Origin of the sequence: Drancourtella sp. An12 (genome assembly GCF_002160935.1) — a bacterium.
GTDB classification, from domain to species: domain Bacteria; phylum Bacillota; class Clostridia; order Lachnospirales; family Lachnospiraceae; genus Sellimonas; species Sellimonas catena.
Genome location: NZ_NFLO01000005.1, coordinates 73,325 through 98,573 on the forward strand (window position 1 = coordinate 73,325; position 25,249 = coordinate 98,573).

Genomic DNA, 25,249 nt, shown 5'->3' on the forward strand with positions numbered 1-25,249 from the left:
AAGTTTTTTCGGGCTGGTTTTCCTGTGTGGCTTGATTTTTCCCGGAAGAAATAGTATGATGTCTCATGGAACTATGATAACAGGAAAAGGACATCTAAATGGACTACAAACTCTTAATGGATACAGCAATGCTTGCCGGAAAGATGATGCTGGAAAGTGGTGCAGAAACCTACCGGGTTGAGGACACGATGCACCACATTTTAAAGACTTCCCATCTGGAGGTGGTGGAGATTCTTGTCGTCCTGACGGGAATCACAGCATGCATCAGCGGTGAAAATGTTGCCCCTGTTACTCTGATTCAGGGGATTGAAAAAAGAGGAACAAACTTAAGTGTGATTGAGCAGGTGAATCAGATCTCCAGACGATACTGCGGCGGAGAAATTGAACTTCAGGAAGCCTATGACCAGCTGAAAAGAGTAGAATCCGTTCCATATCCAAGTGCACTTGCTTTTTTTATTCCGCTTGCGGTGGCGGTTGGATTTACGATTTCACTTGGCGGTTCGCTCTATGATGTGCTGGCAACAGTGATTGTCGGCCTTGCTCTTTCAGGGGTGATGGCGGGAGCAGAAAAGGCGGGAATTGACGGTTTGATTCTTGATATCGGAACGTCTTTTTGCGTAGGTCTGATGGCCGTTATTGTGAAATCTATTCTTGGAGGAGCAATTAATCTCGATACTGTCGTAATCGGATCTATCATGCCGCTTGTTCCGGGGGTTGCAATTACCAATGCTGTGCGTGACACACTGCAGGGTGACTATATATCAGGATGCGCGAGAATTCTGGAAGCATTTCTAAAGGCGGCGGCGATCGCGCTCGGGGTCGGAGTTGCATTTGCGGTATTTGGAAATGGAATCATGGGAGGAAACTTATGATTGAAATCGGAATCAAGACAATCGGGTTTTTTATTGCGGTATTTTCCTTTTCCATGCTGATTAATTCACCGAAAAAATATTTGATCTGGGCAGGGATTTCCGGAGCAGCCGCAGGATTTATCTATATGATCTGTATGGAGGCGGGATGGAACGCGGTGATATCGTCTTTCTGGTCCGCTCTGGCTGCCGGTTTGATTTCCCATATTTTTGCAAGGGCATTAAAGGCCCCGGTTACGATATTTTTGATTGGCGGAATTCTGCCGACTGTTCCGGGAAACGGTATTTATCAGATTATGAATTACGTTCTTCAAAATGACCGTTCTATGGCGAGTTTCTACCTGACTCAGACACTTGAGATTGCGGGCGCCATAGCGTTGGCAATCTTTTTGATGGATACGCTGTTTAAAGTGGTACGAAAAGGAGAATGGAAGCAGGATTCCCTCCGCTATATACAAAAAGGGGAAAGGAAGGAAGAGGAAAAATGGTAGGAAGTCTGATCGTAATTGGATTTATGACAATTATCAGCATCGCGCTGATCAACGGAAAAGCTTTGAATATGGTTCCGGGCTACCGTACCCTTCCGGATAAAGTGAAAAAAACACTTGATCCGAAGAAGGTTGGACGTAAACTTGGCATTCCTATGGCAGGCGTCGATATTGTCATGATTATTTTTTTCATCATCGTATATTTTTCAGACTCGGAAAAGCTTCAGGGATATGCTGTTTACGGTATGATGCTGCTGTTTGTTGTCAGCATTGCGATTATTGATATGATCAATATTACCGGAAAGGACAAAAAAGACAAATAAGGAAAGCAGGAGAGAAAACTATGAGTAAAGTAAGAACCAGATTTGCACCAAGTCCGACAGGGAGAATGCATGTCGGCAATCTTCGTACGGCGCTGTATGCCTACCTGATTGCAAAACACGAAGGCGGAGATTTCATGCTTCGTATTGAAGATACAGACCAGGAGCGTTTTATGGACGGCGCTCTGGAAATTATTTACCGGACGCTTGAAAAGACGGGCCTGATTCACGATGAAGGACCGGACAAGGATGGCGGATATGGGCCGTATGTGCAGAGTGAAAGAAATAAAAGCGGTCTCTACCTGAAATATGCAAAGCAGCTGATTGAGCAGGGAGACGCCTATTATTGCTTCTGTGACAAGGAGCGTCTGGACAGTCTGAAGTCTACTGTCTCGGAAAGCGGGACAGAGATCCGTGTTTATGATAAACACTGTCTGTCTTTGAGCAAAGAAGAGATCGAAGCGAACCTTGCGGCAGGCAAACCGTATGTTATCCGGATCAATATGCCGACAGAAGGAACGACAACCTTTCATGATGAGATTTACGGGGATATCACAGTTAACAATGCTGAGCTGGATGATATGATTCTGATCAAGTCCGATGGATACCCGACCTACAATTTTGCAAACGTGGTCGATGACCATCTGATGAATATCACACATGTGGTAAGAGGAAACGAGTACCTTTCCTCCGCGCCAAAATACAACCGACTTTACGAGGCATTTGGATGGGAGCCGCCGGTTTATGTGCACTGTCCTTTGATTACGGATGAGAACCATAAAAAACTGAGCAAACGCTGCGGTCATTCTTCCTATGAGGATCTGATCGAACAGGGCTTTATCTCAGAGGCAGTCGTAAACTATGTTGCACTTCTTGGATGGTGCCCGCAGGACAATCAGGAGATCTTCAGTCTGGAAGAGCTTGTAAAGGCATTTGACTACCACCATATGAGCAAATCTCCGGCCGTATTTGACGTACAGAAGCTGAAATGGATGAACAGCGAATATATGAAGATGATGGATTTCGATACCTTCTATGATATGGCGGAGCCTTATATCAGGAAGGTTATCACAAAAGACTACGATCTGAAGAAAATCGCTGCTCTTGTCAAAACCAGAATTGAAATTTTCCCGGATATCATGGAGCAGATTGATTTCTTCGAGGAACTTCCGGAGTATGACACGTCCATGTACATTCACAAGAAGATGAAGACAAATGAGGAGACATCTCTTGAAGTGTTAAAAGAGCTTCTTCCGGTTCTGGAAAAGCAGGATGACTATTCCAACGATGTACTTTTTGAAACATTAAAAGGATATGTTGCAGAGAAAGGATGCAAGAACGGCTATGTAATGTGGCCGGTTAGAACAGCGGTTTCCGGAAAACAGAATACACCGGGCGGGGCAACTGAGATTATGGAGGTTCTCGGAAAGGAAGAATCTCTTGACAGGATCCGTAAAGCAATCGAATTACTGGAGAAATAGAGTATGGAAAAAAAGCACAGCGGGGGAGAAAGACCCCCGCTTTCCGATTTTAATGAGGCACAGAGGGAGGCGGTCTGCCACCGTGAAGGACCATGTATGGTCCTTGCAGGACCGGGTTCCGGAAAGACGGCTGTGATTACGGGACGTCTGGAATGGATGATTCGCCATTTCAGGATCCGGCCTGAGGAGATACTGGTTATTACCTTCACCAAGTATGCGGTAAAGGAAATGAAAGAGCGTTTCCTTGCCAGGATGGGACTGAAACATTGTCCGGTGACCTTCGGGACATTCCACGGCATTTATTATGGAATGCTCCGTCAGATTTATCATCTTGCTCCGGATCAGATTTTGACGGAAGAAGAACAGAAGGCCATGGCAGAAGCAGCGGTCAGGGATGTGGAAAGAGAAAACCGGAAACGCCCGAAAGACAAAGATGTCCTTCTTATGATCGGGAAGGTAAAAAATAACGGAGGATTTTCCGGAATTACGGATGATCCGGAAGACCGGCAGATCTACCATGCCTACGAGAAGCGGAAAAAAGAGGCCGGCCGGATCGATTTTGATGATATGCTTCTGCTGTGTTATCAGTTATTCTGTCGTCAGCCTCAGATCCTGAAGAAATGGCAGGAACGATATCCTTACATTTTGATCGATGAGTTTCAGGACAGCAGCAAAATACAGTACGAGATTATCAAATTACTTGCGGGGAAGAGGGCGAACCTTTTTGTGGTAGGAGATGATGATCAGGCGATTTACGGGTTTCGCGGGGCCACACCGGGCATCATGAAACAGTTTATGGAGGATTTTCCTCAGGCATCGCTTGTCCGGCTATCCGTGAACTACCGGAGCAGCGCGTTTATTGTACAGGCTTCCGGAAAAGTGATCCGGAAAAACAAGTTCCGCTTTTCCAAAGATCTTGAAGCGGTCCATGACCGGGGAAAGCCGGTTCATGTACAGGAATTAAAAGACATGGAGCAGGAGGCTGAGTATGTCGCAGCCGCTGTAAAAAAGAAACTGGAAGAAGGAGTGCCGCCGGAAGAGATCTCAGTCATTTTCCGGACCGTACAGGACGCTTCTATGGTAATGTCTGCCTTTATGAACCGGGGGATTCCTTTTTTTATGAAAGAAAAAGCATTCCATCTCTTTGAGCATTTTATTGCGGAAGATATGAAGGCATATTTTCGGATTGCCATGGGGGAAAGAAACCGCAGTGATTTTCTGCGGGTAATCAACCGCCCGAACCGTTACATCAGCCGGAGTGCTCTGGAGAAAGAGCGGACAGATTTTGAGGATCTGAAATTATTTTACTGTGATAAAGAGTGGATGCTGGACAGAATTGATGCTTTCGAAGAAGATATGGAGGCAGTTTCCAGGATGGCGCCATATGCGGCATTTCAGTTTCTTCTGAAAAAGACCGGATATCAGGAGTATCTGAAAGAGTATTCGCAGAAGATGCAGATTGAGGAGGCAGAGCTTACCGAGATTGTAGATGAACTTGCCCAGAGCATGAAAAAGATGGATACCATGAAAGAGTGGATTGATTTCACACAGGTTTATACAGACCGGATCCGTCAGATGGAAAAGGAAGAAAAGTTTACAAAGGGGAAAACAGCTTTACTGACGATGCACGGAGCCAAAGGCCTGGAATACCGCTGTGTTTATATCATTGAAGCGCAGGAAGGCAGTATTCCCCACAGGAAAGCCATTGTGGAAGAGGAAATCGAAGAGGAGAGAAGGCTGTTTTATGTTGCCATGACGCGCGCAAAGGAAGAGCTTTCCATCTGTTATGTCAAAGAAAAAAACGGGAAGGAAGTTTATCCATCCCGTTTTGTCCAGGAACTATTTACTCGTCCTCGTCAAGAAGCTCGTTAAATTCCTGCTCATCAAGCCACTCATCAAATGCATCAGCGGCCGCTTCATACTCATCATCATCCTCGATGTTGGAAAGATTCGGCTCGCCGTCAATCTCTTCGTAGCGGTAAAGAAATACATCCCCGTTTTCATTTGCGTCCCCATTTTCATCCAGAGGAAGCAGGGCAATATATTCATGTGTACCGGCAGAAAAGATAGTCAGCACATCGCATTCCAGCTCCTCGTCATTATCAAGCGTAAGAGTGACAGTTAAATTTTGATCTTCCATACTCTTTCTCTCCTTTGTGTTGATAAATTTACTGTATCAGACCCGTTCATAAAAAGCAAGGGGAAACAAAAAATGAATGAAATTTTAAACTATTGACATTCCCTACGGGGAAAAGTTACAATAAAACTGATTAGTACAACATCGGGAGGAAAGAATATGAAGTTCAAAAGATGGGCAGCAGGTATTGTTGCACTATTGCTTGTTTTCAGTCTGGGACTTGTGGCCTGCGCCAAACCGGCAGGCGGTACTCCGGAAGACAATCCGGTCCCGGCAGAGGAAGAAGAAGAAGTTGAAACCGAATCATATAAATTAGGTTTTTCCTGTATTAACATGGACAATCCCTATTATGACACGCTGGAGGCATCTATCAGGGAGGCCGTTGAAGAGGCGGGCAGCACTTTGATATCCAAAGATCCGAAGGGAGATTCCACAACACAGATCCAGCAGATACGTGAGATGATTTCGGACGGAATTGAAGCGATTTTTTTATGTCCGGTAGACTGGGAGAAGATTCAGCCTGCAGTAACAGAGTTAAAGGAATCAGATATTAAGATCATTAATCTTGATACACAGGTACAGAACCGGGAGGATGTCGATGCCTATATCGGTTCTGACAATACGAGCGCGGGGGTTATCTGCGGCGAAAAGCTGATCGAGGCTGCTCCGGATGGCGGACAGGTTGTGATCCTGGAGTGCACAACACAGAATTCAATTATTGACAGGTTTAACGGATTTGAGGAGACAATTGCCGGAGAAGGCTTTGAAGTTGTGTCGAGAGCCGAGACATATGGCGAACGTGAAGAGGCGAAGAAACAAATGGCATCCATCCTGCAAGAGCAGGAGCATATTACAGCGGTCATGTGCGGAAATGACCAGATTGCTCTTGGTGCGCTGGATGCCATCGAGGAAGCAGGCAGAACAGAGATGATGATCTACAGTGTAGACGGTTCGCCGGAGTTAAAGCAGGAACTTGCTAAGGATGACAGTCTGGTTGCCGGAATTGCTGCACAGTCGCCGATCAATATTGGCAAATCTGCAGTGACAGTGGCATTTCAGATTATGAACGGGGAAAGATATGAAGAAGAGACATTAGAGGAAGTACTTTACATTGATAGAAGCAATGTTGAAATGTACGGAGTCGATGGCTGGCAGTAGCACTGCCGCCGGAAAGGATTAAAAGTTATGACACATGGAGAAAAACGACCTGTGCCGGCAGGAGTATTATGGACAGAGGAGGGGATTTCCTTTTCTGTAGCGGTTCCGAAAGGAAAGAACTGCAGGCTTTGTATCTACCGGGGGAAAAAGACAGAGCCATATCGGGAGATCAGCATGGAAGAAGATATTCTTTATGGAGATATCCGTTCATCCGGTATCCAGAGAGGTCTTAAGGATGGAGATGAGTATCTGTACTTTATTGATGACGAGCCCTATGTAGACCCGTATGCCCATGGGATCAGAAAGTATACCGGACAGGACGAAAACGGTCTGGAGACCGAATATGTGAGGGCGCTTCTCTGTGCACCGGATTTTGACTGGGACAATGACCGCCCGCTGGATCTTCCGGATGAGGATATCATCGCCTACAGCCTTCATGTGCGCGGATATACAAAAAGTCAGGGATCTAAAGTAAAAAACAGAGGAACTTTTGGAGGCATTATTGAAAAAATTCCGTATCTGAAAGAGCTTGGCATCAATCAGATTCAGTGCATGCCGGTCTATGAGTTTGAAGATCACATCAGACTTGCAAGGAATTACTGGGGATATGGCGAGGCCTACTGTTTTGCTCCGAAGAGCCGTTACGCCAGCTCCAATCCGGTCCGGGAATTAAAAGAGATGGTCAAGACATGCCATCAGGCAGGGATTGAGGTAATCCTTCACCTGCCGTTTTACGATGCCATGCCGAAACAAAAGATGATCGAATGCCTGAGATATTACCGGCAGGAGTTTCATGCAGACGGTTTTGTCGTAAATCCATATACGGTTCCGCTGGAAGTGATTCAGAGTGATGATTATCTGAAGAATCTGAAGCTGATTGTGAAAAATGACGAGTTTCAAACAGTTATGCGGCGTTTCCTGAAGGGAGACGAAGGTATGATCGAGAGTGTCATCTGGCATTTGAAGCATCTCTGTCAAAATGACCATCAGTATCATTATATTACGGATCACACTGGATTTACGCTTTGTGATCTTGTCTCCTATGATGGAAAGCATAATGAATTAAATGGCGAGAATAATCATGATGGACCGGACTACAATTACAGCTGGAATTGCGGAGTAGAAGGTCCGACACGAAAAAAAGCGGTTGTAAAACTCAGAGAGCAGCAGATGCGCAATGCATTTTTCCTGCTTCTGATGGCTCAGGGGACGCCGTGTATTCTGGCAGGAGACGAGTTCGCAAATTCTCAGAATGGAAACAATAATGTGTATTGTCAGGACAATGATATTGCCTGGGTAAACTGGAAAAAGGCGGAGAAAGAGCAGTGGCTGACAGATTATGTCAAAGCGCTGATCCGTTTCCGGAAAGAGCACAGGATCCTTCACCCGGCAGAAGAATGTCAGGGAATCGATCTGACCCACTGTGGAGTGCCGGATGTGTCTTATCACGGAGAGAATGCATGGCAGGTTCCGAATGAGATTGCAAGCAGACAACTTGGAGTCTTTTACAGTGGCGCGACCAAGAGGGAGAAAGATCTTTATATTGCCTACAATATGCACTGGGAAAATCATACCTTTGCATTGCCGTCTCTGCCAAAAGGAAAACACTGGAGGAAGATTTTTACCACAACAGTCCAGGAAGGATTTTTAGAAAGCAATGGTGAAGTCTGTCAGGAGCGCAAGGCAGTGATTGAGGCGAGATCCATAGCGGTATTTACAGGGGAGGCATATGAATCAGAAGATACTTGTAAAAAATAGGCCGGAGATTTCTGCGTGTCAGTTGAAGTGGACCGGACTGATTACAATGTTGATCGATCACGTCGGACTGATCTTTTTTCCGGACCTGTGGATTCTGGATGTGATCGGGAGGATTTCGTTTCCGATCTTTGCTTTCACGACGGCAGTCGGATTCATGTACACGAGGAACATCGTCAGTTACGGTCTCAGGCTGTTTGCTTTCGCTGTTGTCTCGGAGCCATTTTACGATCTTGCTTTTTTCGGAACACCTGTTTATCCTGGAAGACAGAATGTTCTTTTTACGTTTGCGCTAGGAGTTCTGATGCTTTATTTCTGGCTGTATTTTGAAAACATGGTATTCAGGTGTTTTTCTGTACTTATGGTTCTTCTGGCAGCAGAATTTTTTGCGACAGACTATAGTTCCATGGGACTTTTGATGATTTTATTCTGTTACTGCTTTTACAATGAAAATCTAAAGCGCGATATATCTCTTGCAGCCGTCAATGTTTTACTGATGGGAGGAAGACAGATGTTTGCGGTTTTGTCCTTGATTCCTCTCCATCTTTACAGCGGAGAAAAAGGAAGGGATATGAAAAAAATCTTTTATCTGTTTTATCCGTTGCATCTTGCGCTTCTGGCGGGAATCCGGTGGTGGATCAAACAGTAACAACAAAGAGAAAGGAAACACAATGAACGTCTGGGGACATTTTTGTACAATCAACCGGCATAAATTTCTGGTGATGAAATATTGTTTTCGGGTGGGACTGTACAGGCAGGGACTGTTGCATGACTTGTCGAAATATTCGCCGTGCGAGTTTCTTGTCGGCTGTCGTTATTTTCAAGGCAACAGAAGCCCGAATAATGCCGAACGGGAGGACAAAGGCTGCTCAACTGCCTGGCTGCACCATAAGGGACGCAACAAGCATCATTATGAGTACTGGATGGATTATGGACTTCGTCCGGAAGACGGGATCTGCGGCATGAGGATGCCGGACAGGTATATTTTTGAGATGTTTCTGGACCGGATTGCGGCATCCAAAACATATAAAAAAGAGTCATATACGGATCGCTGTCCGCTGGAATATTATGAGAGGGGCTGTTCAGCCCGGTTTCTTCATCCACATACAAAGAAAGTACTGGAAAAGCTTTTGCGCATGCTGGCGGAAGAGGGAGAGGAGAAGACTTTTTCTTATCTGAAACGGGTAATCAAAAAAAGAAAGAGAGAGCACAGTCTGTAGACTCAGACTGTACTCTCTCTTTGAAATTTTCAGATTAGTCCGGATAAACAAGACGCTCCTCTGTAATATGATCCAGCACTTCTTTTTTATATTTTGCTGCAAGATAGCGGGCCATCGGAAGGTTCATATCCAGATAGTTCCCGCAGTCCCTGGCGGAAGCTCCCGGAACTTCTCCTTCAAATCCGGCAATAAAATCAAACATATCATTTAAAAGCGGAAGAATGTCCCGGGATTCATAGTCGCCTGCAAGCACCAGATAAAATCCGGTACGGCATCCCATAGGTCCGAAATAAATGGTTTTTACCCCGAATCCCTTATGGTTTCTCAGAAATGTTGCCCCCAGATGCTCGATCGTGTGAACCTCTGCGGTATTCATTACCGGTTCATAGTTCGGCCGGGTCATTCGAAGATCGAATGTCGTAATAACAGAATCCCCCACAGTATCCTTTCGTGACACATAGACACCTGGAAGAAGGGTCAGATGATTTATCGTAAAACTTGCAATTTTTTCCATGTTGTTCCTCTCCTTTCACTTAGTAAGTATAGACTGATTTGTTAAAAAGGGCAAGGGAATACTGAAATGAATCTCAGGTTGTGTTAAAATAGGAAAAGAGTGTTAGGACACTGAGATTTGATAAAGAATCAGGAGGGTTACTTATGCGTTTATATTTGATTCGTCATGGTGAGACGGACTGGAATAAAGTGAAAAAACTGCAGGGAAAGTCGGATATTCCATTGAATGCCTTTGGAGAGCATCTGGCGGAAGAAACAGGAGAGGCATTAAGCACCGTCCCTTTTGATGTGGCTTATACCAGTCCTCTGAAGCGTGCCAGAAGGACGGCAGAGCTTGTTCTCGGAGACCGTAATGTTCCAATTCTCGATGAGAAGAGAATCGAGGAGATGGGATTTGGCATTTACGAAGGGCTGATCTGTAAAGAAGAGGCATCTGAAATTCCGGATCCGGAGTTTTTCCAGTTTTTCCATGCTCCGGAAAAGTACCGTCCACCAAAAGGAGGAGAATCCTTTGAGGATGTCCTGAAAAGAACGGGGGAATTTCTGGAGGAGCTTCGTCAGGATCCTGCACGTGCAGGGCAGACGATTCTGATTGCGACCCACGGCGCAGCACTCTGTGCTCTTTTATGTCATATGAAGGGAGCAGATGTCAAAAATTTCTGGGGAACGGGAGTTCACAAGAACTGTGCGGTGACAATCGTGGACGTGACACCGGAAGAATACCGGATTGTAGAAGAAGGAAAAACCTACTATACAGAAGAAGTCAAACCATGGTAACTTAAAATCCCCGTCTTGCGTATCTGGCCGCAGGACGGGGATTTTTTATGGAAGATACACGTCTGGTATTTTAGTCATCTTCCTCTTCTTCAGCTGTAGTAGTATAAGTCTGGCGTTTTCTGGCCATCTCATCGCTTTCCAGATATTCATCATAGGTTGTGATCTTGTCAATCATCTGGCCGTTCGGCATGATTTCCATAATCCGGTTTGCTGTTGTCTGTACAATCTGGTGGTCGCGGGAAGAGAAAAGAATCACTCCCGGGAATTTGATCATACCATTGTTAAGCGCAGTGATGGATTCCATATCCAGATGGTTGGTCGGCTCATCGAAAATCAGAACATTGGCTCCCGAAATCATCATCTTGGAAAGGAGGCAGCGTACCTTTTCCCCGCCTGAGAGAACATTGACACGCTTCATTCCATCGTCTCCTCCAAAGAGCATACGGCCAAGGAAGCCACGGACATAAGTCACGTCCTTTTCTTCAGAATACTGTGTCAGCCATTCTGTGATCGTATAGTTACTGTCAAATTCTTTTCCGCTGTCCTTTGGGAAATAGGCCTGAGAAGTTGTGATCCCCCATTTGTAGGTACCTTCATCCGGCTCAAGCTCTCCTGCGAGAATGCGGAAGAGGGTTGTCTTTGCAAGCTCGTTACTTCCGACAAAAGCGACTTTGTCATCGTGATTGATGGTGAAGCTTAAATGATCCAGAACTTTCACTCCGTCAATAGTCTTGGTCAGATTTTCCACTGTCAGAACTTCATTACCGATTTCACGGTTTGGACGGAAGTCGATGTACGGGTATTTTCTGCTGGAAGGACGGATTTCATCGAGCTGAATCTTTTCCAGAGCCTTCTTTCTGGAAGTCGCCTGCTTGGATTTGGAAGCATTGGCGCTGAAACGGGAGATAAACTCTTTGAGCTCTTTGATCTTTTCTTCCTTCTTCTTGTTTGCTTCTTTCATCTGCCGGATCAAAAGCTGGCTGGACTCATACCAGAAATCATAGTTTCCTGCATAGAGCTGGATTTTTCCATAATCGATATCTGCGATCTGAGTGCAGACTTTGTTCAGGAAATAACGGTCGTGGGAGACTACGATGACTGTATTCTCAAAGTTGATCAAGAATTCTTCCAGCCATGCGATGGCATCCAGATCCAGATGGTTGGTCGGCTCGTCCAGAAGAAGGATATCCGGATTTCCGAACAGTGCCTGTGCAAGCAGAACCTTCACCTTCTGTGCACCGGTCAGATTTTTCATATACTGATAATGAAGATCCGTTTCAATGCCAAGACCATTTAACAGACTGGCTGCGTCAGATTCTGCCTCCCATCCGTTCATGGTAGCAAATTCTCCTTCGAGCTCACTTGCTTTCATGCCGTCTTCATCGGTAAAGTCTTCTTTGGCATAGAGCGCCTCTTTTTCTTTCATGATTTCGTATAACCGCGCATTTCCCATAATTACGGTGTCCAAAACCATGTATTCATCATATTTAAAATGATCCTGCTGAAGGAAAGAAAGACGCTCTCCCGGTGTAATGATCACTTCCCCGTTCGTCGGCTCCAGCTGTCCGGAAAGAATCTTCAGAAAAGTAGATTTTCCGGCCCCGTTGGCGCCAATCAGTCCATAACAGTTGCCTTCGGTGAATTTGATCGTTACGTCTTCAAACAGCGCTTTTTTCCCAACGCGAAGTGTGACATTATTTGTACTGATCATAGCGTTTCGTTCTCCTTTACGTGAATTCAGATTGTCTGCGTCATAATAACCATCGCCTATCTTATCACAATCCATATCCACTTGGCAAGGGATTTCCCCGGCAGAATCCGGTAAATGAACGAGTTGTGCCGGCTTATGACTTCTGCATGAATGCTTCGATTTCCTCAACTGTTTTCGGGATTCCTCCGCTGAGTACTTCACAGCCGTCCTTTGTCACAACAAGAGTGTCTTCAATTCGGATGCCGATCCCAAGCTCATCGAAGTAGAGCCCCGGTTCCAGGGTGAAGACCATGTCCTCTTCCAGAAGGGCGTTATCGTCCCCTACATCATGCGTATAAAGACCAATATAATGGCCGGATCCATGAAAATAGTAGCGAATGATTTCTTCCGGCTTTTCGATCATGCCAATCCGGATCAGTTCTTCCGCCATCACCTGTTTGCTTAATTCCTGCAGCTCGTTTTTCGGCTGGCCCGGTTTCGTCGCAGCAATGGCAGCATCCAGCCCTTTTAAAACGATGTTGTAAAGGGTTTTCTGCTCCTCGGTAAAATGTCCGTTTATCGGATAGGTCCGACTGACATCCGCGTCATATCCGCCCCATTTGGCACCAAGATCATATAAAATCATGTCTCCATCTTTCATCAGACGGTCGTTGTCACTGTAATGCATGCAGCAGGCATTCGGACCGGAAGCAGCAATGGTTGGAAACGCGTGCGCAGCATTGTGGGACTTCAGGGAAAAATCAAAGTACGCTTCGCTTTCGTATTCATACATGTCCGGTTTCAAATGGGAGAGCATGTTTTTTACGCCGATTTCCGTAATCTCACAGGCTTTGCGGTGCAGTGCGATTTCTTCCTTTGTTTTTACCTGGCGGAACCGCGCCAGATCCTGAAAGGTGTTATAAACCGGAAGAGTAGGATCAAAGTTATGGATGCGGCAGGCAAAGCTACGGGCCTCATTTTTAACAAACGGACGCTCCCATCCGGGAATGTCGATATAAACCTGATGAATCAGGCCCGGCTCGCCAAACAGCGGAATAGATTTTTCAAAACGCTCCAGATACTCCACCTGTTCGATGCCGGTTTCTTCCTTGACGCTTTCCTTTGTGTAAGAGACGCCGGTCCAGCGGGCAGCCTTTTCATCCGGGTGATCGATAAACAATGTCTCCCGGATAACGCCGTTTCTCTTGACAACCATCAGGACAGCATCCGGATAGGAAAATCCTGTCAGATAATAAAAATTGGCATAGGGTGTAAAAGGATACATTTCATCCCCTTTCCATTCCTTTTCTGTGCCGGAAAAGACAAATCCGACAGAATTCTCATTCAGAACAGAAGCGTAGAGCGCCCGTCTGGAAGCATGAAATTCTTTGCTGATCATAAATAAGTTCCTCCTTGTTCATTCGTTGAAACCAGTATAACACAGGAAGAAAGAAAAAGATCAAATTCATTGTTTACTTCATGAAAAGAAGCTGATACTATAAAAGACAAAGGCAAAATTTGAAAGCAGGAGGAGAAAAATGGACGAAAGACAGAATAGCCAGAATAACAAACTGATTCCTGCGGTTCTTGTTCTGGAAGGAGGCGCGACAAGAGGAGTATTTACCTCCGGAGTGCTTGACTTTCTTATGGAAAAAGATTTTTACACAACCGACGTGATCGGAGTATCCGCAGGGGCCTGCAACGCAATCGATTATGTGTCCAGGCAGATCGGACGCACGAAAAAGTGCATGATACACAAGGAAAAAGAATATGACTTTTATCTGGGCCTGCGCAAGATGGTCAAGGAAAAAAGCATGATGGATATGGATCTCATTTTTGACCGGTATCCAAAAGAGCTGATTCCATTTGACTTTGACACGTACTTCCAGTCGGAGATGAAATGTGATCAGGTAGTGACAAACTGCGAGACCGGGAAAGCAGAGTATCTCGATGAGAGAAAAGAAAAAGAACGGCTTCTAAAAATCTGCCGGGCTTCCAGCAGTATGCCGCTGGCAGCTCCGATTGTCCGGATTGACGGAGTTCCGTATCTGGATGGAGGACTTGCAGATTCCGTGCCGATCGAAAGAGCTTTAAAAAAGGGAAGGAAAAAGATTATTGTCATTCTGACAAGAAACGAGGGCTATCGGAAGAAGAAACCGTCCCTTGGAGAAACCAGAATCTATCGCGCTGCATATAAGAAATATCCGAATCTGGTCCGGACGATCCTGAGACGTCCTTATGTTTACAATAAGCAGATGGAGCAGATTGAGCAGTTGGAACGGAAAGGAGAAATTTTTGTCCTCCGTCCGAAGATAAAAACGATAGGAAGAATGGAAAAGAATTACGATCGTCTTACATCGTTCTATGAGCACGGCTATGTGCAGATGAAAGAAGAGTATGAAAGACTGCTGGAATATTTAAATAAATAAAACGAAAAGCAAATAAGATCAGCTGAAGTGGCAACTGGTCTTATTTTGTGCCGACAGGTGATAATAATAGATGCGAAAAAATGCTTTAACATAAATTTAGCATGAAATTAACGGTATAATTATTGAATCGAATTTGTAATGAAGATAATATTGGATTGAAAAAATGTCTCTCTAAAACAGGAGAAAATCGACTTATGTTGAGCTTCTTATAGTTTGGTTGGTAAAAGATATGATTTCATGTTTTTTAAATCTATACGTGATTTTAAGATACAGCATTTATATCGGTTCTTTGATTTTTATCTGTCTTTTTCAGATAAAGCGCAGAAAATGGGGATTGTATACCTGGCGGATCTGTTCAGGCTGCACGGTCGTGGATGTTCTGATTACATCGATATTCAGCAAACTGTTGTATTAAAAAAGGCCGGAAAGAAAAGGTTCAGTCGTGCCCTGTCCTTTCTGGCCTTTTGTCTGTACTATTGTGGATATTCTGCCTCCTGGAAGAACAGGCCTTTTGGATCGATCGGATCAGATGCGGCTTCTTTGCCGTCAAAGATCCGTCCGATATCGTCAACCGGACGCATTCCCTGTCCGATATCCAGGAGTGTGGAGATGATGATCCGTGCCATATTATGAAGGAAGTCATTGGCAGTGATAGTGAATTCCAGTTCATCCCCGCTTCCGTATATGTCAATGGAGAAGATTTCCTTGACTCCGCCTTTTTTCTTTTTAGAGGAAGAGAAGTGCTGAAAATCGTGGCGTCCAACCAGAAGTCCGGATGCTTCACGCATCTTCTCAATATCCGGTTTCTTAAACAGATGATATACATACTTCCGTTCGAATACATCCGGCACTTCTGCAGTGGAGATCCGGTAGATATAGGTGCGTTTCTTTGCGTTTAAGGAAGCGTGGAAACGCTCCGGCATATCCTCTACTTCCAGAACAGCAATGTCGGAAGGGAGGTAGCGGTTAAGATAATGCTTGATTTCCCTGGCACTGAGGCTGCAGCCTGTATGGAAATTGACCGTCTGTGCGTAGGCATGGACTCCGGTCTCTGTCCTGGAAGCACAGAAAAGCTCTGATTTCTGACCGGTCATCCGGAAAATTACTTCAGAAAGTTTTCCGGAAATGGTACTGAAAGTATCCTCGCCGGCTCCGAGTCTCTGCCAGCCGTGGTATCTGGAGCCGTCGTATTCTATTGTCAGTCTGATATTTCGCATAGATTTTACTCCTTTTTTCTTTTGTAGTACCATGATATAATAAAAAAAGGAAAAAAGAAAGTCAAAAAGAGGTTAAAATTATGAGTGAAATCATACCAAAGAGAGTCGAGGATTCCATGGTGGAGACGGTCCATCTGGTGCGGCCTACCCATCTGAATTCAGCCGGTCGTCTGTTTGGGGGCGTTTTGATGCAGTGGATTGACGAGGCAGCCGGTATTGTAGCAAAGCGTCATTGCATGAGCAATATTACAACAGCTTCAGTAGATAATCTCCGGTTCATCCGCGGGGCTTATCAAAATGATATGGTTGTGATCCGGGCGAAAATGACTTATACAGGACACACATCCATGGAAATCAGGGTAGATACCTATGTGGAGGATCCGACCGGCATGCGCCGGCCGATCAACCGTGCTTATTTTACGGTAGTGGCGCTGGACGAAAATGACCGTCCAAAAGAAGTTCCCCGTCTGATAGTCGAGTCTGAGACAGAAAAGGCCGAGTGGGAAGGGGCTCTGAAAAGAAGAGAAAACCGCCTGATGAGAAAAGAAGAAGGATTTTAAAGAGGAACTGTATTCAGTTCCTCTTTTTCCATGCAGCATTGACAAAGGCGACCATCTGGTCGATTCGGGCCTGTTCTTCCTTGCTTTTCCCTTCCTTTAAAAACTGGAGAATCAAAGTCATTTCATCCTCGGAAAATCGGATTCCTTTTTGATTTGCCTGAGTGATCAAAGACATCATGACAGGCGCCAGATTCCGGCCTGTTTTTCCCTGTGTCCTGTCAAATGCTGTCCGTATCAGTTCCTGTTTCAGCGGATCCAGGTTCCGGATCGCAGGATTCTTCATCCATTCCGCCCACTGGCTGTCCTTCGGATTCATCTTCAGCTTCGCCTCCTTTTTCAAACATTTGACTGTAGAGATCGAACATGTCGTCCGTGCCGGAAGGCATCATGGACCGGAGCAGATCTGCCGGGCCGGGATGTTCTTCTGCGGGACCGGCAGCATTCATCATTTCCATCATGCTCATGGCGGAAAGAGCCATATCGATCTGTTCGGCCTCGTCTTCCTTCATATACGGGCGGAGCTCTTCGAAAATTTCCATTGCGCCCGCCTGTTTTGGCGAGAGACATTCCCCCAGGCCAAAATGAGGGAAGTTCCGGAAATATGCAAGTGTATTATGAAGCTCCATATATTTGATCCAAACAGCCAGAATTTTCTGAGTGCCGGAAGGCAGATAGGGGAGGAACAGCTTCATAATATGAAGATGTTCAGGTACTACCAGCATATCGAAAGGTGTCATGGGAAATGGAGTTTTGTTCTTCATATGTTTGCATCTCCTATCTGATCCGGCGTTGTAAATATATATGTGAATAAAACCGAAAATATGCGGGCATCATATACTGGAAGAAAAAGGAAAAGGAGAATGAGACATGCCAAGAAAACTGATTCTGGACGGGAATACGGTTTATGAACTGGATGAAGAATGCATGCTGCAGCAAAAAAGTTCCGAATATGATAAAGAGACTCTCGCCGTTCACGTTAATAAAGAAGATGAGAAAAAAGCAGTAAGACGTCAGAACAGGAAATAGACCGGAGATGCAATGGATAACGTCTGTTTCAACTGCGAAAATTTTCAGGACCGGAGCAGCCGGTCCTGCTCTTTTTTACAACAGAAGTCTTTTAAAAAAGACAAAAAACTGTTATGATAAAAGACGATGAAAAAAGAAAGAAGGATGCATTATGACAAAAGTAGATATTATCTCCGGCTTCCTCGGAGCCGGAAAGACCACCTTTATCAAACGTCTGGTGACGGATGTATTTCAGGGGGAAAAGATCGTACTGATAGAAAATGAATTCGGAGAAATCGGAATCGACGGCGGATTTCTGAAAGATGCCGGGATCGAGATTACCGAGATGAATTCAGGCTGCATCTGTTGTACCCTCGTGGGAGATTTCAGCGAAGCGCTGAAAAAAGTCGTAGATCAGTATCATCCGGACCGTATCATCATTGAGCCGTCCGGTGTGGGCAAGCTGTCTGACGTGGCAGGAGCGGTCAGAAATGTAGAGGAACACTGCGGAATCGAACTGAACAGCTGTATCACAGTAGCAGACGGAAAGAAAGTAAAGATCTATCTGAAGAACTTCGGTGAATTTTACAGCAATCAGATTGAACATGCCGCAACGATCGTGCTGAGCAGGACCCAGTCCATGACAGACTCAAAACTCAAAGAGGCTGTCGCTCTGATCAGGGAAGAAAACCCGGATGCTGCCATCATCACAACACCATGGGATCAGCTTGACGGGGAAGTGATCCGTAATGCGGTAGAGCAGACTTCCAAGCCGACGGATCTTCTCAATGAAGCATGCCTTCACCATGATCATGAAGGATGCTGCCACCATGATCACGAAGATTGCGGCTGCCATGAGCATCATCATGCAGACGATGTGTTTACAAGCTGGGGAACAGAGACCGTAGAGAAATACGACCGTTCCGAGATTGAACAGTTCCTGGATTCTCTTGCAGATGAAGAAACATACGGTACCATTTTAAGAGCAAAGGGAATCGTCGAGGGAACTGACGGAAGCTGGATGGAGTTTGACTATGTGCCGGGAGAATATGAGATCCGTGACACCAAAGCGGATTATACCGGAAAGATCTGTGTGATCGGAACCGATATCCATACTGATAACATTCAGCAGACACTGCATGTATAGACAGGAGAGTGCCAGATGGAAACAGTAGTAGAACTTTTTACAGGATTTCTGGACAGCGGGAAGACAACTTTAATTAATGAAGCGCTGCACAGCCCGGACTTTCTTGACTACAATCAGACACTTCTGATTGTCTGTGAAGAGGGGGACGAGGAGTACGACGAAGCGTGGCTTAAGAAAAACGGAATCATCAAATACGTGGTAGACGAGGAGGAAAAACTTAATGAATTCTTCCTTGAGGGACTGGAACTGAACTACCGCCCGGATCATGTCATGATCGAGTTCAACGGCACATGGGATCTGAACCGGATGCTGGAGATGAAGCTTCCGCCGGGATGGGAGATTGGAGCAGTACTCTCTACTGTGGATGCAGGCACGGCAGAGATGTATCTTTTGAATATGAGAAATATGTTTCTGGCTCCGCTTCTTTATTCTGGTCTGGTTATTGTCAACCGGACAGAGGACGATACGGATAAAGCCAGGATCCGCAGAAGCATCAAGGTGATGAATCCGAGAGCACAGATCGTTTTTGAAAATGAGGACGGAGAGCCGGTTGAGAATACAGAGGAGGATCTGCCGTTTGATCTGAATGCGCCGGTGATCGAGATTGATGAGATCGATTACGGCATCTGGTATCTGGACGCCATGGAGCACCCGGAGCATTACAAAAACAAAAAGCTCAGGTTTCTTGCACAGGTATATAAAAACAAGAAACTGGGAGGCGGATTTTTTGTGCCGGGCCGTTTTGTGATGACCTGCTGCGAGGAGGACATTACATTTCTTGGGTATCTTTGTAAATGTAAAGAGGAGATTCCCTATCAGAACAGAGACTGGGTATTTGTAACGGTTTCGTTCCGGTATGAATATATGAAGCAGTACAAGGAAAAAGGACCGGTTCTTTACCTGGAAGAGGTTCTTCCGGCAAAGAAACCGGCCAATGATGTGGTAACATTTGATTAGAAGAAAAGAGGAGGCGGGATGTTTTACCCCGCCTCCCCTTTTTGTCAGCAGGCACTAGCAGCAGCCGTTGTCATTATATCCGTTTCCGCCAAATCCGCCGCAGCAGCAGAGCAGAAGGATAATCCACAGGCAGTTGTCACATCCGCCGCCAAAACCGCTTCTTCCGTTTCCTCCGCATCCGCCGCAGCAGCACAGAAGAAGGAGGATCCACAGGCAGGAATTACCTCCGAAACCAGAAGAAGATTCGCATCCGCATCCACAGTTTGTTGCACTTAAGTCACTCATATTTTTGCCTCCATATTTGTTATTTACAATGTTATACTATGTAGCAGGGCTTGTAAGTGTTTCCTTGATTTCAAAATATTTCCAAAGAGAAAATATAAGGCGCTCACACAGAGGTTTTTTCTTGAATAGGATGAAAGAAAAGGAGTTTTTTGCGTGAGACGGGTTAAGGAAAATGTTCATTATTTTTGTGACGATACACTCTTTGGTCATATCGACGGGCACGGGATCACGACGGCGGTGCTGGATACCGGTATCTCACCGCACCCGGACCTGGAGGGACGGATTGTCGCATTTGGTGATATGCTGCATGGAAAAAGGCGGATGTATGACGATAATTCTCATGGCACTCATGTGGCAGGCATCATTGCAGGATCAGGGAAAATGTCGTCCGGAGTGTATGCAGGCATCGCTCCGGCTTCCCGGATTGTGGCCGTTAAGGTGCTGGATCAGAAAGGGGAAGGAAAGATCCGGCATCTGATAGAAGGCATCCGGGCGATCCTGAAAAACCGGGAAAAATGGGCGATCCGGATCGTGAACATTTCGATCGGAACCCTTCCCCACCGTGGAGACGAGGAAGAGGCGGAGCTTCTGCGCTGGGTGGACCGGATGTGGGATGAGGGCCTTGTAGTTGTTACGGCGGCCGGAAATTTCGGCCCCAGGAGTGGAACCGTAACGATTCCCGGTGTCAGCAAAAAAGTGATCACAGTCGGAGCGTCCGATGACGGAGAGCAAAAAGACCGGTTTGGAAAAGTCGGGACGAATTACTCCGGCAGAGGACCGACATTCGAGTGCGTCTGCAAGCCGGATCTGGTAGCCCCCGGATCCTATATCCGTTCCTGCAACGGATTCGGACAGAAAAAGAATCAGAAGATGTATTCGGTAAAAAGCGGCACCTCCATGTCCGCTCCCATTGTATCCGGGGCAGCAGCGCTTCTTTTGAGCAAATATCCGGACATGAAAAATGTGGAAGTCAAGCTTCGTCTTCTGATGAGCGCGGATGACATGGGAAAGGATGCAAACATTCAGGGAAGAGGGCTGTTAAACATCGAAAAACTGCTCAATCCAAAGCTGTAAAAAATTTTTTATGGTGTCAAGCATTTCCTCTTGACACCGCATTTTATTTATAGTATGATGTCACAGGTGAGAAACATGGATGAAATCGTAATGCGTGCTCTGCTGTATGATTTTTACGGCGAACTGCTGACAGCAAACCAGAAAGAAATATATGAACAGTTTATGCTGGAGGATCTTTCCCTCGGTGAGATTGCCGAAGAGAGAGGCATCAGCAGGCAGGGGGTCCACGATACGATCCGTCGGTGCGAAAAGACGCTGGAGGGGTATGAGGAGAAGCTCCACCTGATCCGGAAGTTTCTTACAGTAAAAGAGAAGGTACATCAGATTGACCGTCTGCTGGACACCTGGCAGGAAAAGGAGAAAGAGACTCTGATCCGCGAGATCCGGCAGATTTCAGATGAAATCATAGAGGAGTTATAGAATGGCATTTGACAGCTTAACAGAGAAACTTCAGAATGTATTCCGGAATCTGCGAAGCAAGGGACGGCTGACAGAAGAGGATGTAAAGGCGGCCCTCAGAGAAGTCAAGATGGCTCTCCTGGAAGCCGATGTAAACTTCAAAGTTGTAAAGAGCTTTATCAAAAACGTGCAGGAACGCGCGGTCGGACAGGATGTTATGAATGGACTGAATCCTGGACAGATGGTAATCAAGATCGTAAACGAAGAGCTTGTCTCTTTGATGGGGTCTGAGACTACGGAGATCAAGCTGGAACCTGGGAAAGCAACGACCGTCATCATGATGGCAGGGTTACAGGGAGCCGGTAAGACGACCACTACCGCAAAGCTTGCAGGGAAATTCAAGCTCAAAGGCAAGAAACCGCTTCTGGTTGCCTGTGACGTTTACCGTCCGGCGGCGATCCAGCAGCTTCAGATTAACGGGGAGAAGCAGGGTGTAGAAGTATTTTCCATGGGAGAGAAGCATAAACCTGCAAATATCGCCAAAGCGGCCATGGAGCATGCGGCGAAGAACGGAAACAACATTGTAATCCTGGATACGGCCGGACGTCTTCACATTGATGAAGATATGATGGAAGAACTCCAGGAGATTAAAGAGGCAGTGACCGTACACCAGACGATTCTTGTGGTGGATGCTATGACTGGTCAGGATGCGGTCAATGTTGCAAAGGAATTCAACGATAAGATTGGAATAGACGGTGTCATTGTCACAAAGCTTGACGGTGATACAAGAGGCGGTGCCGCACTTTCCATCAAGGCCGTGACAGGGTGCCCGATCCTGTATGTTGGTATGGGTGAGAAGCTTTCCGATCTGGAGCAGTTTTATCCGGACCGGATGGCATCCAGAATCCTTGGTATGGGTGATATCCTCACTCTGATTGAAAAAGCGGAGGCTGACATTGACGAGGACAAGGCAAAAGAGATGTCACAGAAGCTTCGGAAGGCCCAGTTTGACTTTGAAGATTATCTGGAGTCCATGAAGCAGATGAGAAACATGGGAGGCCTTGGAAATATCCTCGGCATGCTTCCGGGAATCGGCGGCATGATGGGAAAGAAAGGTAAGATGCCTGACATTGATTCCGATGATGCGCAAAAGAAGATGGAGCGGATGGAGGCTATCATCTACTCGATGACAGTCAAGGAGCGGAGAAATCCGGATATCCTGACACCTTCCAGAAAGCACCGGATTGCAAAAGGCGCCGGAGTGGACATCTCGGAAGTGAACAAGCTGTGCAAGCAGTTTGAACAGATGAAAAAGATGATGAAGCAGATGCCTGGAATGATGGGCGGCAAAGGTGGTAAAAAGGGAAAATTCAAATTACCTTTTTAACATAAATAAAAGAGAAACAGTATAGTGGAGGTGAAACAAATGGCAGTAAAAATCAGATTAAGAAGAATGGGACAGAAAAAAGCTCCTTTCTATAGAATCATCGTAGCTGATTCCCGTTCCCCAAGAGACGGTAAGTTCATCGAGGAAATCGGTACTTACGATCCGACAAAAGATCCGAGCGTTTTCAAGGTAGACGAAGAAGCAGCAAAGAAATGGTTAAACAACGGAGCACAGCCGACAGAAGTTGTAAGCAAGATTTTTAAAGCAGCTGGTATCGAAAAATAGTCCAGACGTCGGAGGTGCCTGCATATGAAAGAATTAGTAGAAGTAATTGCGAAAGCTCTGGTTGATGAACCGGATCAGGTAGTAGTTACGGAAAAGGTGGAAGGCAGGACTACGGTCATCGAAGTTCATGTGGCAGAAGGCGATATGGGTAAGGTGATCGGCAAGCAGGGCCGTATTGCGAAAGCAATTCGTTCTGTTGTAAAGGCTGCCGCCGCAAAAGAAGACAAAAAGGTAGTCGTAGATATCACTTAAGCAGTGATGTCTGCGGACTGCAAAAGCAAGAACAGGCTGCCATGCCGGGCATGTGCGGGACTGTTCTTCATTTTTATAGAGAAGGAGAAGCGTATGGAACAGTTTCTGCAGGTGGGAGTGATTTCAAGCACACACGGAATCAGAGGTGAAGTAAAGGTCTTTCCTACCACGGATGAGAAGACACGCTTTCAGGAGCTGAAAGAAGTCATACTGGATACAGGAAAAGAACAGATGACGCTGGAGATTGAGAATGTCCGTTATTTTAAACAGATGGTCATTCTGAAGTTCAGAGGAATCGATAATATAAATGATATCGAGCGCTATAAAGGCCGCCCGCTTCTCGTTGCAAGAGAAGACGCCGTGCCGCTTGATGAAAACGAATACTACATTGCCGACCTGATCGGCATGGATGTAGTGACGGAGGACGGTTCCTGTTTCGGACGCCTGAGCGATGTCATGGAAACAGGCGCAAATGATGTTTACATCATTCAGACAGAAAAGCAGGGAGAAGTTCTGATTCCGGCCATCCGCGAATGTATTTTGGATGTGGATCCGGAAAAGAGGCAGATGAAGATTCATCTGATGAAGGGACTGATCCAGTAACAGGAAGGAAACACAGATGAATTTTCACATTATGACATTGTTTCCGGATATGGTAGAACAGGGATTGAAGACCAGTATCATCGGACGTGCCGAGGCAAAAGGTCTGTTATCCATTGACGCGGTCAATATCCGGGATTACGCATTTAACAAGCATCAGAGCGTGGATGATTATCCATATGGAGGCGGGGCAGGAATGCTGATGCAGGCAGAGCCGGTTTTTCAGTGCTATGAGGCCGTCTGTCAGAAGACAAAGGCATCAAAGGAAGGAAAAAGACCGAGGCTTGTCTACTTGTCTCCACAGGGCAGGACCTTTAACCAGGAAATGGCGGAAGAATTCGCGAACGAGGATGAATTGATCCTGCTTTGCGGCCACTATGAAGGGATTGACGAGAGAGTACTGGAAGAGATTGTGACAGATTATGTCTCCATCGGAGACTATGTCCTGACAGGAGGAGAACTCGCGGCCATGGTCATGATAGACGCAATATCAAGGCTGGTACCTGGAGTCCTTCACAATGATGTTTCGGCAGAGTTTGAGAGTTTTCAGGATCACCTTCTGGAATACCCGCAGTATTCCAGGCCGGAGACGTGGCACGGAAAACAGGTGCCGCCGATACTTCTTTCCGGTCATCATGCGAACATTGAAAAGTGGAGAAGGGAACAGTCAATTATCCGGACTGCTGAAAACAGGCCGGATCTGCTTGAAAAAGCAGAACTTACGGAAAAAGAGCAGAAATTCCTCGAAGAATATAGAAAAAACAGCTTGCAATCCTAAAGACTATATGATACACTAGGACTGTTGTGAGAAGAAAGAGATGGTCCTCTGATACGGTATATCAAGTATTAAGAACGTCAAAAGAATCAAGGAGGTCACACAATGAACGAAATCATCAGAAAGATTGAAGCAGAACAGCTCAAAGAAAACGTACCACAGTTTAACGTGGGAGACACTGTAAAAGTTTACGGTAAAATCAAAGAAGGAAACCGTGAAAGAATCCAGGTGTTTGAAGGAACTGTATTAAAGAAACAGGGCGGAAGCACAAGAGAAACTTTCACAGTAAGAAAATTTTCCAACGGTGTGGGCGTTGAGAAGACATGGCCGCTGCACTCTCCAAACGTAGAAAGGGTAGAGGTAGTAAGAAGAGGTAAAGTCAGAAGAGCAAAACTTAACTACTTAAGAGGCCGTGTAGGTAAGAGAGCAAAGGTCAAAGAATTAGTTAAATAGGACATGGGAAGGGGCA

31 protein-coding genes are annotated in these 25,249 nt (G+C 45.8%); 23 read left to right on the forward strand and 8 right to left on the reverse strand.

The annotated features are described in order from the left end of the window. Positions 1-116: 116 nt before the first annotated feature. From B5E64_RS06965 to B5E64_RS06985, 5 genes are read left to right on the forward strand one after another with little or no spacing between them, the layout of a single operon-like run. Entirely contained in the window at positions 117-872 is a 756-nt protein-coding gene (locus B5E64_RS06965; RefSeq protein ID WP_242960110.1) for a threonine/serine exporter family protein, read from the forward strand. Beyond that, positions 869-1,360, forward strand: coding sequence for a threonine/serine exporter family protein (locus B5E64_RS06970; protein ID WP_087167805.1), 492 nt, complete (start codon positions 869-871; stop codon positions 1,358-1,360). Before B5E64_RS06965 ends, B5E64_RS06970 begins: the two co-directional genes overlap by 4 nt. After that, entirely contained in the window at positions 1,354-1,680 is a 327-nt protein-coding gene (locus B5E64_RS06975) for a DUF3784 domain-containing protein (protein ID WP_158099210.1), read from the forward strand. The genes B5E64_RS06970 and B5E64_RS06975 overlap by 7 nt, the downstream gene beginning before the upstream one ends. 20 nt (positions 1,681-1,700) lie before the next feature. After that, on the forward strand, positions 1,701-3,158 hold the full coding sequence (gene gltX / locus B5E64_RS06980) for a glutamate--tRNA ligase (protein WP_087167807.1): 1,458 nt from the start codon (positions 1,701-1,703) through the stop codon (positions 3,156-3,158). A 3-nt stretch (positions 3,159-3,161) separates the two neighbouring features. After that, positions 3,162-5,030, forward strand: a complete 1,869-nt coding sequence (locus B5E64_RS06985) for an ATP-dependent helicase (protein WP_087167808.1) — start codon at positions 3,162-3,164, stop codon at positions 5,028-5,030. On the opposite strand, the gene B5E64_RS06990 is transcribed toward B5E64_RS06985, so the two are convergent. After that, complete coding sequence (locus tag B5E64_RS06990) at positions 5,002-5,298, reverse strand: DUF1292 domain-containing protein (RefSeq protein WP_087167809.1); 297 nt, start codon at positions 5,296-5,298, stop codon at positions 5,002-5,004. The two genes, B5E64_RS06985 and B5E64_RS06990, sit on opposite strands and share 29 nt — an antisense overlap. Positions 5,299-5,454: 156 nt before the next feature. Between B5E64_RS06990 and B5E64_RS06995 the strand changes: the two genes are divergently transcribed. The 4 genes from B5E64_RS06995 to B5E64_RS07010 are packed head-to-tail and all read left to right on the forward strand — an operon-like array spanning position 5,455 to position 9,428. Continuing rightward, on the forward strand, positions 5,455-6,453 hold the full coding sequence (locus tag B5E64_RS06995) for a substrate-binding domain-containing protein (RefSeq protein WP_087167810.1): 999 nt from the start codon (positions 5,455-5,457) through the stop codon (positions 6,451-6,453). A gap of 27 nt (positions 6,454-6,480) precedes the next feature. Then, positions 6,481-8,211, forward strand: coding sequence for an alpha-amylase family glycosyl hydrolase (locus tag B5E64_RS07000; RefSeq protein WP_087167811.1), 1,731 nt, complete (start codon positions 6,481-6,483; stop codon positions 8,209-8,211). Beyond that, positions 8,183-8,857, forward strand: coding sequence for a TraX family protein (locus B5E64_RS07005; protein ID WP_087167812.1), 675 nt, complete (start codon positions 8,183-8,185; stop codon positions 8,855-8,857). The genes B5E64_RS07000 and B5E64_RS07005 overlap by 29 nt, the downstream gene beginning before the upstream one ends. Positions 8,858-8,879: 22 nt before the next feature. Further along, positions 8,880-9,428 (forward strand): DUF5662 family protein, encoded by a 549-nt coding sequence (locus B5E64_RS07010; protein ID WP_087167813.1) that lies wholly within the window; start codon positions 8,880-8,882, stop codon positions 9,426-9,428. 34 nt (positions 9,429-9,462) lie between these two features. On the opposite strand, the gene B5E64_RS07015 is transcribed toward B5E64_RS07010, so the two are convergent. Then, positions 9,463-9,942, reverse strand: a complete 480-nt coding sequence (locus tag B5E64_RS07015) for an S-ribosylhomocysteine lyase (protein WP_087167814.1) — start codon at positions 9,940-9,942, stop codon at positions 9,463-9,465. 143 nt (positions 9,943-10,085) lie between these two features. On the opposite strand from B5E64_RS07015, the gene B5E64_RS07020 reads away from it, so the two are divergent. Beyond that, a complete protein-coding gene (locus tag B5E64_RS07020; protein WP_087167815.1) occupies positions 10,086-10,718 on the forward strand; it encodes a histidine phosphatase family protein in 633 nt (210 codons plus the stop codon). Between the two features lie 70 nt (positions 10,719-10,788). Here B5E64_RS07020 and B5E64_RS07025 read toward each other — a convergent pair whose 3' ends face one another. Then, positions 10,789-12,429, reverse strand: coding sequence for an ATP-binding cassette domain-containing protein (locus tag B5E64_RS07025; protein ID WP_087167816.1), 1,641 nt, complete (start codon positions 12,427-12,429; stop codon positions 10,789-10,791). Between the two features lie 133 nt (positions 12,430-12,562). Beyond that, positions 12,563-13,807, reverse strand: coding sequence for an aminopeptidase P family protein (locus tag B5E64_RS07030; protein ID WP_087167817.1), 1,245 nt, complete (start codon positions 13,805-13,807; stop codon positions 12,563-12,565). Between the two features lie 139 nt (positions 13,808-13,946). Here B5E64_RS07030 and B5E64_RS07035 point away from each other — a divergent pair, with 139 nt between their 5' ends. Then, entirely contained in the window at positions 13,947-14,837 is an 891-nt protein-coding gene (locus tag B5E64_RS07035) for a patatin family protein (protein ID WP_330677387.1), read from the forward strand. Positions 14,838-15,310: 473 nt separating this feature from the next. Here the strand turns inward: B5E64_RS07035 and truA are convergent, their stop codons facing one another. Beyond that, a complete protein-coding gene (gene truA / locus B5E64_RS07045; RefSeq protein WP_087167819.1) occupies positions 15,311-16,054 on the reverse strand; it encodes a tRNA pseudouridine(38-40) synthase TruA in 744 nt (247 codons plus the stop codon). A gap of 80 nt (positions 16,055-16,134) precedes the next feature. Between truA and B5E64_RS07050 the strand changes: the two genes are divergently transcribed. Beyond that, a complete protein-coding gene (locus B5E64_RS07050; RefSeq protein ID WP_242958930.1) occupies positions 16,135-16,614 on the forward strand; it encodes an acyl-CoA thioesterase in 480 nt (159 codons plus the stop codon). A 13-nt stretch (positions 16,615-16,627) separates the two neighbouring features. Here B5E64_RS07050 and B5E64_RS07055 read toward each other — a convergent pair whose 3' ends face one another. Further along, complete coding sequence (locus B5E64_RS07055) at positions 16,628-16,930, reverse strand: hypothetical protein (RefSeq protein ID WP_087167820.1); 303 nt, start codon at positions 16,928-16,930, stop codon at positions 16,628-16,630. Then, positions 16,833-17,375 (reverse strand): hypothetical protein, encoded by a 543-nt coding sequence (locus B5E64_RS07060; protein WP_087167821.1) that lies wholly within the window; start codon positions 17,373-17,375, stop codon positions 16,833-16,835. The genes B5E64_RS07055 and B5E64_RS07060 overlap by 98 nt, the downstream gene beginning before the upstream one ends. A 106-nt stretch (positions 17,376-17,481) precedes the next feature. Here B5E64_RS07060 and B5E64_RS18020 point away from each other — a divergent pair, with 106 nt between their 5' ends. The 3 genes from B5E64_RS18020 (at position 17,482) to B5E64_RS07070 (ending at position 19,723) form a co-directional block, all read left to right on the forward strand. Continuing rightward, positions 17,482-17,640: a hypothetical protein gene (locus B5E64_RS18020; protein ID WP_162610155.1), complete on the forward strand. Its 159-nt coding sequence runs from the start codon at positions 17,482-17,484 to the stop codon at positions 17,638-17,640. 151 nt (positions 17,641-17,791) lie between these two features. After that, a complete protein-coding gene (locus B5E64_RS07065) occupies positions 17,792-18,766 on the forward strand; it encodes a GTP-binding protein (RefSeq protein ID WP_087167822.1) in 975 nt (324 codons plus the stop codon). Between the two features lie 15 nt (positions 18,767-18,781). Next, positions 18,782-19,723 (forward strand): GTP-binding protein, encoded by a 942-nt coding sequence (locus B5E64_RS07070; protein WP_087167823.1) that lies wholly within the window; start codon positions 18,782-18,784, stop codon positions 19,721-19,723. A 54-nt stretch (positions 19,724-19,777) separates the two neighbouring features. Here the strand turns inward: B5E64_RS07070 and B5E64_RS07075 are convergent, their stop codons facing one another. Beyond that, the gene (locus B5E64_RS07075) at positions 19,778-20,008 is read right to left on the reverse strand and encodes a chorion class high-cysteine HCB protein 13 (RefSeq protein ID WP_087167824.1); all 231 of its coding nucleotides are present in this window, start codon (positions 20,006-20,008) and stop codon (positions 19,778-19,780) included. A 153-nt stretch (positions 20,009-20,161) separates the two neighbouring features. Here B5E64_RS07075 and B5E64_RS07080 point away from each other — a divergent pair, with 153 nt between their 5' ends. From B5E64_RS07080 to rplS, 8 genes are all read left to right on the forward strand, one after another. Further along, complete coding sequence (locus B5E64_RS07080) at positions 20,162-21,082, forward strand: S8 family peptidase (RefSeq protein ID WP_087167825.1); 921 nt, start codon at positions 20,162-20,164, stop codon at positions 21,080-21,082. Positions 21,083-21,157: 75 nt separating this feature from the next. Beyond that, entirely contained in the window at positions 21,158-21,502 is a 345-nt protein-coding gene (gene ylxM / locus B5E64_RS07085) for a YlxM family DNA-binding protein (protein ID WP_182466514.1), read from the forward strand. 1 nt (position 21,503) lies between these two features. After that, on the forward strand, positions 21,504-22,868 hold the full coding sequence (ffh, locus tag B5E64_RS07090) for a signal recognition particle protein (protein ID WP_087167827.1): 1,365 nt from the start codon (positions 21,504-21,506) through the stop codon (positions 22,866-22,868). A gap of 39 nt (positions 22,869-22,907) precedes the next feature. Next, positions 22,908-23,153, forward strand: coding sequence for a 30S ribosomal protein S16 (rpsP, locus tag B5E64_RS07095; RefSeq protein WP_087167828.1), 246 nt, complete (start codon positions 22,908-22,910; stop codon positions 23,151-23,153). Positions 23,154-23,177: 24 nt separating this feature from the next. Then, complete coding sequence (locus tag B5E64_RS07100) at positions 23,178-23,405, forward strand: KH domain-containing protein (protein ID WP_087167829.1); 228 nt, start codon at positions 23,178-23,180, stop codon at positions 23,403-23,405. 93 nt (positions 23,406-23,498) lie between these two features. Further along, positions 23,499-24,008 carry a ribosome maturation factor RimM gene (gene rimM / locus B5E64_RS07105; protein ID WP_087167929.1) on the forward strand — a complete coding sequence of 170 codons (510 nt, stop codon included), beginning with the start codon at positions 23,499-23,501 and terminating at the stop codon, positions 24,006-24,008. 16 nt (positions 24,009-24,024) lie between these two features. Continuing rightward, positions 24,025-24,783, forward strand: coding sequence for a tRNA (guanosine(37)-N1)-methyltransferase TrmD (trmD, locus tag B5E64_RS07110; RefSeq protein WP_087167830.1), 759 nt, complete (start codon positions 24,025-24,027; stop codon positions 24,781-24,783). A gap of 102 nt (positions 24,784-24,885) precedes the next feature. Further along, entirely contained in the window at positions 24,886-25,233 is a 348-nt protein-coding gene (gene rplS, locus B5E64_RS07115; protein WP_087167831.1) for a 50S ribosomal protein L19, read from the forward strand. Positions 25,234-25,249: the final 16 nt, after the last annotated feature.

What these genes read in the sequence shown, in the direction of transcription:
- rplS (WP_087167831.1), top strand. Translation starts at nt 24,886, where the DNA reads ATGAACGAAATCATCAGAAAGATTGAAGCAGAACAGCTCAAAGAAAAC.
- truA (WP_087167819.1), bottom strand. Translation starts at nt 16,054, where the DNA reads ATGCGAAATATCAGACTGACAATAGAATACGACGGCTCCAGATACCAC.
- B5E64_RS07035 (WP_330677387.1), top strand. Translation starts at nt 13,947, where the DNA reads ATGGACGAAAGACAGAATAGCCAGAATAACAAACTGATTCCTGCGGTT.
- rpsP (WP_087167828.1), top strand. Translation starts at nt 22,908, where the DNA reads ATGGCAGTAAAAATCAGATTAAGAAGAATGGGACAGAAAAAAGCTCCT.
- B5E64_RS06965 (WP_242960110.1), top strand. Translation starts at nt 117, where the DNA reads ATGGATACAGCAATGCTTGCCGGAAAGATGATGCTGGAAAGTGGTGCA.
- B5E64_RS18020 (WP_162610155.1), top strand. Translation starts at nt 17,482, where the DNA reads ATGCCAAGAAAACTGATTCTGGACGGGAATACGGTTTATGAACTGGAT.
- B5E64_RS07000 (WP_087167811.1), top strand. Translation starts at nt 6,481, where the DNA reads ATGACACATGGAGAAAAACGACCTGTGCCGGCAGGAGTATTATGGACA.
- B5E64_RS06975 (WP_158099210.1), top strand. Translation starts at nt 1,354, where the DNA reads ATGGTAGGAAGTCTGATCGTAATTGGATTTATGACAATTATCAGCATC.
- B5E64_RS06990 (WP_087167809.1), bottom strand. Translation starts at nt 5,298, where the DNA reads ATGGAAGATCAAAATTTAACTGTCACTCTTACGCTTGATAATGACGAG.
- B5E64_RS06985 (WP_087167808.1), top strand. Translation starts at nt 3,162, where the DNA reads ATGGAAAAAAAGCACAGCGGGGGAGAAAGACCCCCGCTTTCCGATTTT.
- B5E64_RS07060 (WP_087167821.1), bottom strand. Translation starts at nt 17,375, where the DNA reads ATGAAGAACAAAACTCCATTTCCCATGACACCTTTCGATATGCTGGTA.
- rimM (WP_087167929.1), top strand. Translation starts at nt 23,499, where the DNA reads ATGGAACAGTTTCTGCAGGTGGGAGTGATTTCAAGCACACACGGAATC.
- B5E64_RS06970 (WP_087167805.1), top strand. Translation starts at nt 869, where the DNA reads ATGATTGAAATCGGAATCAAGACAATCGGGTTTTTTATTGCGGTATTT.
- B5E64_RS07055 (WP_087167820.1), bottom strand. Translation starts at nt 16,930, where the DNA reads ATGAATCCGAAGGACAGCCAGTGGGCGGAATGGATGAAGAATCCTGCG.
- B5E64_RS07025 (WP_087167816.1), bottom strand. Translation starts at nt 12,429, where the DNA reads ATGATCAGTACAAATAATGTCACACTTCGCGTTGGGAAAAAAGCGCTG.
- B5E64_RS07050 (WP_242958930.1), top strand. Translation starts at nt 16,135, where the DNA reads ATGAGTGAAATCATACCAAAGAGAGTCGAGGATTCCATGGTGGAGACG.
- ffh (WP_087167827.1), top strand. Translation starts at nt 21,504, where the DNA reads ATGGCATTTGACAGCTTAACAGAGAAACTTCAGAATGTATTCCGGAAT.
- B5E64_RS07010 (WP_087167813.1), top strand. Translation starts at nt 8,880, where the DNA reads ATGAACGTCTGGGGACATTTTTGTACAATCAACCGGCATAAATTTCTG.
- B5E64_RS07020 (WP_087167815.1), top strand. Translation starts at nt 10,086, where the DNA reads ATGCGTTTATATTTGATTCGTCATGGTGAGACGGACTGGAATAAAGTG.
- B5E64_RS07065 (WP_087167822.1), top strand. Translation starts at nt 17,792, where the DNA reads ATGACAAAAGTAGATATTATCTCCGGCTTCCTCGGAGCCGGAAAGACC.
- B5E64_RS07030 (WP_087167817.1), bottom strand. Translation starts at nt 13,807, where the DNA reads ATGATCAGCAAAGAATTTCATGCTTCCAGACGGGCGCTCTACGCTTCT.
- B5E64_RS07075 (WP_087167824.1), bottom strand. Translation starts at nt 20,008, where the DNA reads ATGAGTGACTTAAGTGCAACAAACTGTGGATGCGGATGCGAATCTTCT.
- B5E64_RS07005 (WP_087167812.1), top strand. Translation starts at nt 8,183, where the DNA reads ATGAATCAGAAGATACTTGTAAAAAATAGGCCGGAGATTTCTGCGTGT.
- B5E64_RS06995 (WP_087167810.1), top strand. Translation starts at nt 5,455, where the DNA reads ATGAAGTTCAAAAGATGGGCAGCAGGTATTGTTGCACTATTGCTTGTT.
- ylxM (WP_182466514.1), top strand. Translation starts at nt 21,158, where the DNA reads ATGGATGAAATCGTAATGCGTGCTCTGCTGTATGATTTTTACGGCGAA.
- B5E64_RS07100 (WP_087167829.1), top strand. Translation starts at nt 23,178, where the DNA reads ATGAAAGAATTAGTAGAAGTAATTGCGAAAGCTCTGGTTGATGAACCG.
- B5E64_RS07015 (WP_087167814.1), bottom strand. Translation starts at nt 9,942, where the DNA reads ATGGAAAAAATTGCAAGTTTTACGATAAATCATCTGACCCTTCTTCCA.
- B5E64_RS07070 (WP_087167823.1), top strand. Translation starts at nt 18,782, where the DNA reads ATGGAAACAGTAGTAGAACTTTTTACAGGATTTCTGGACAGCGGGAAG.
- trmD (WP_087167830.1), top strand. Translation starts at nt 24,025, where the DNA reads ATGAATTTTCACATTATGACATTGTTTCCGGATATGGTAGAACAGGGA.
- gltX (WP_087167807.1), top strand. Translation starts at nt 1,701, where the DNA reads ATGAGTAAAGTAAGAACCAGATTTGCACCAAGTCCGACAGGGAGAATG.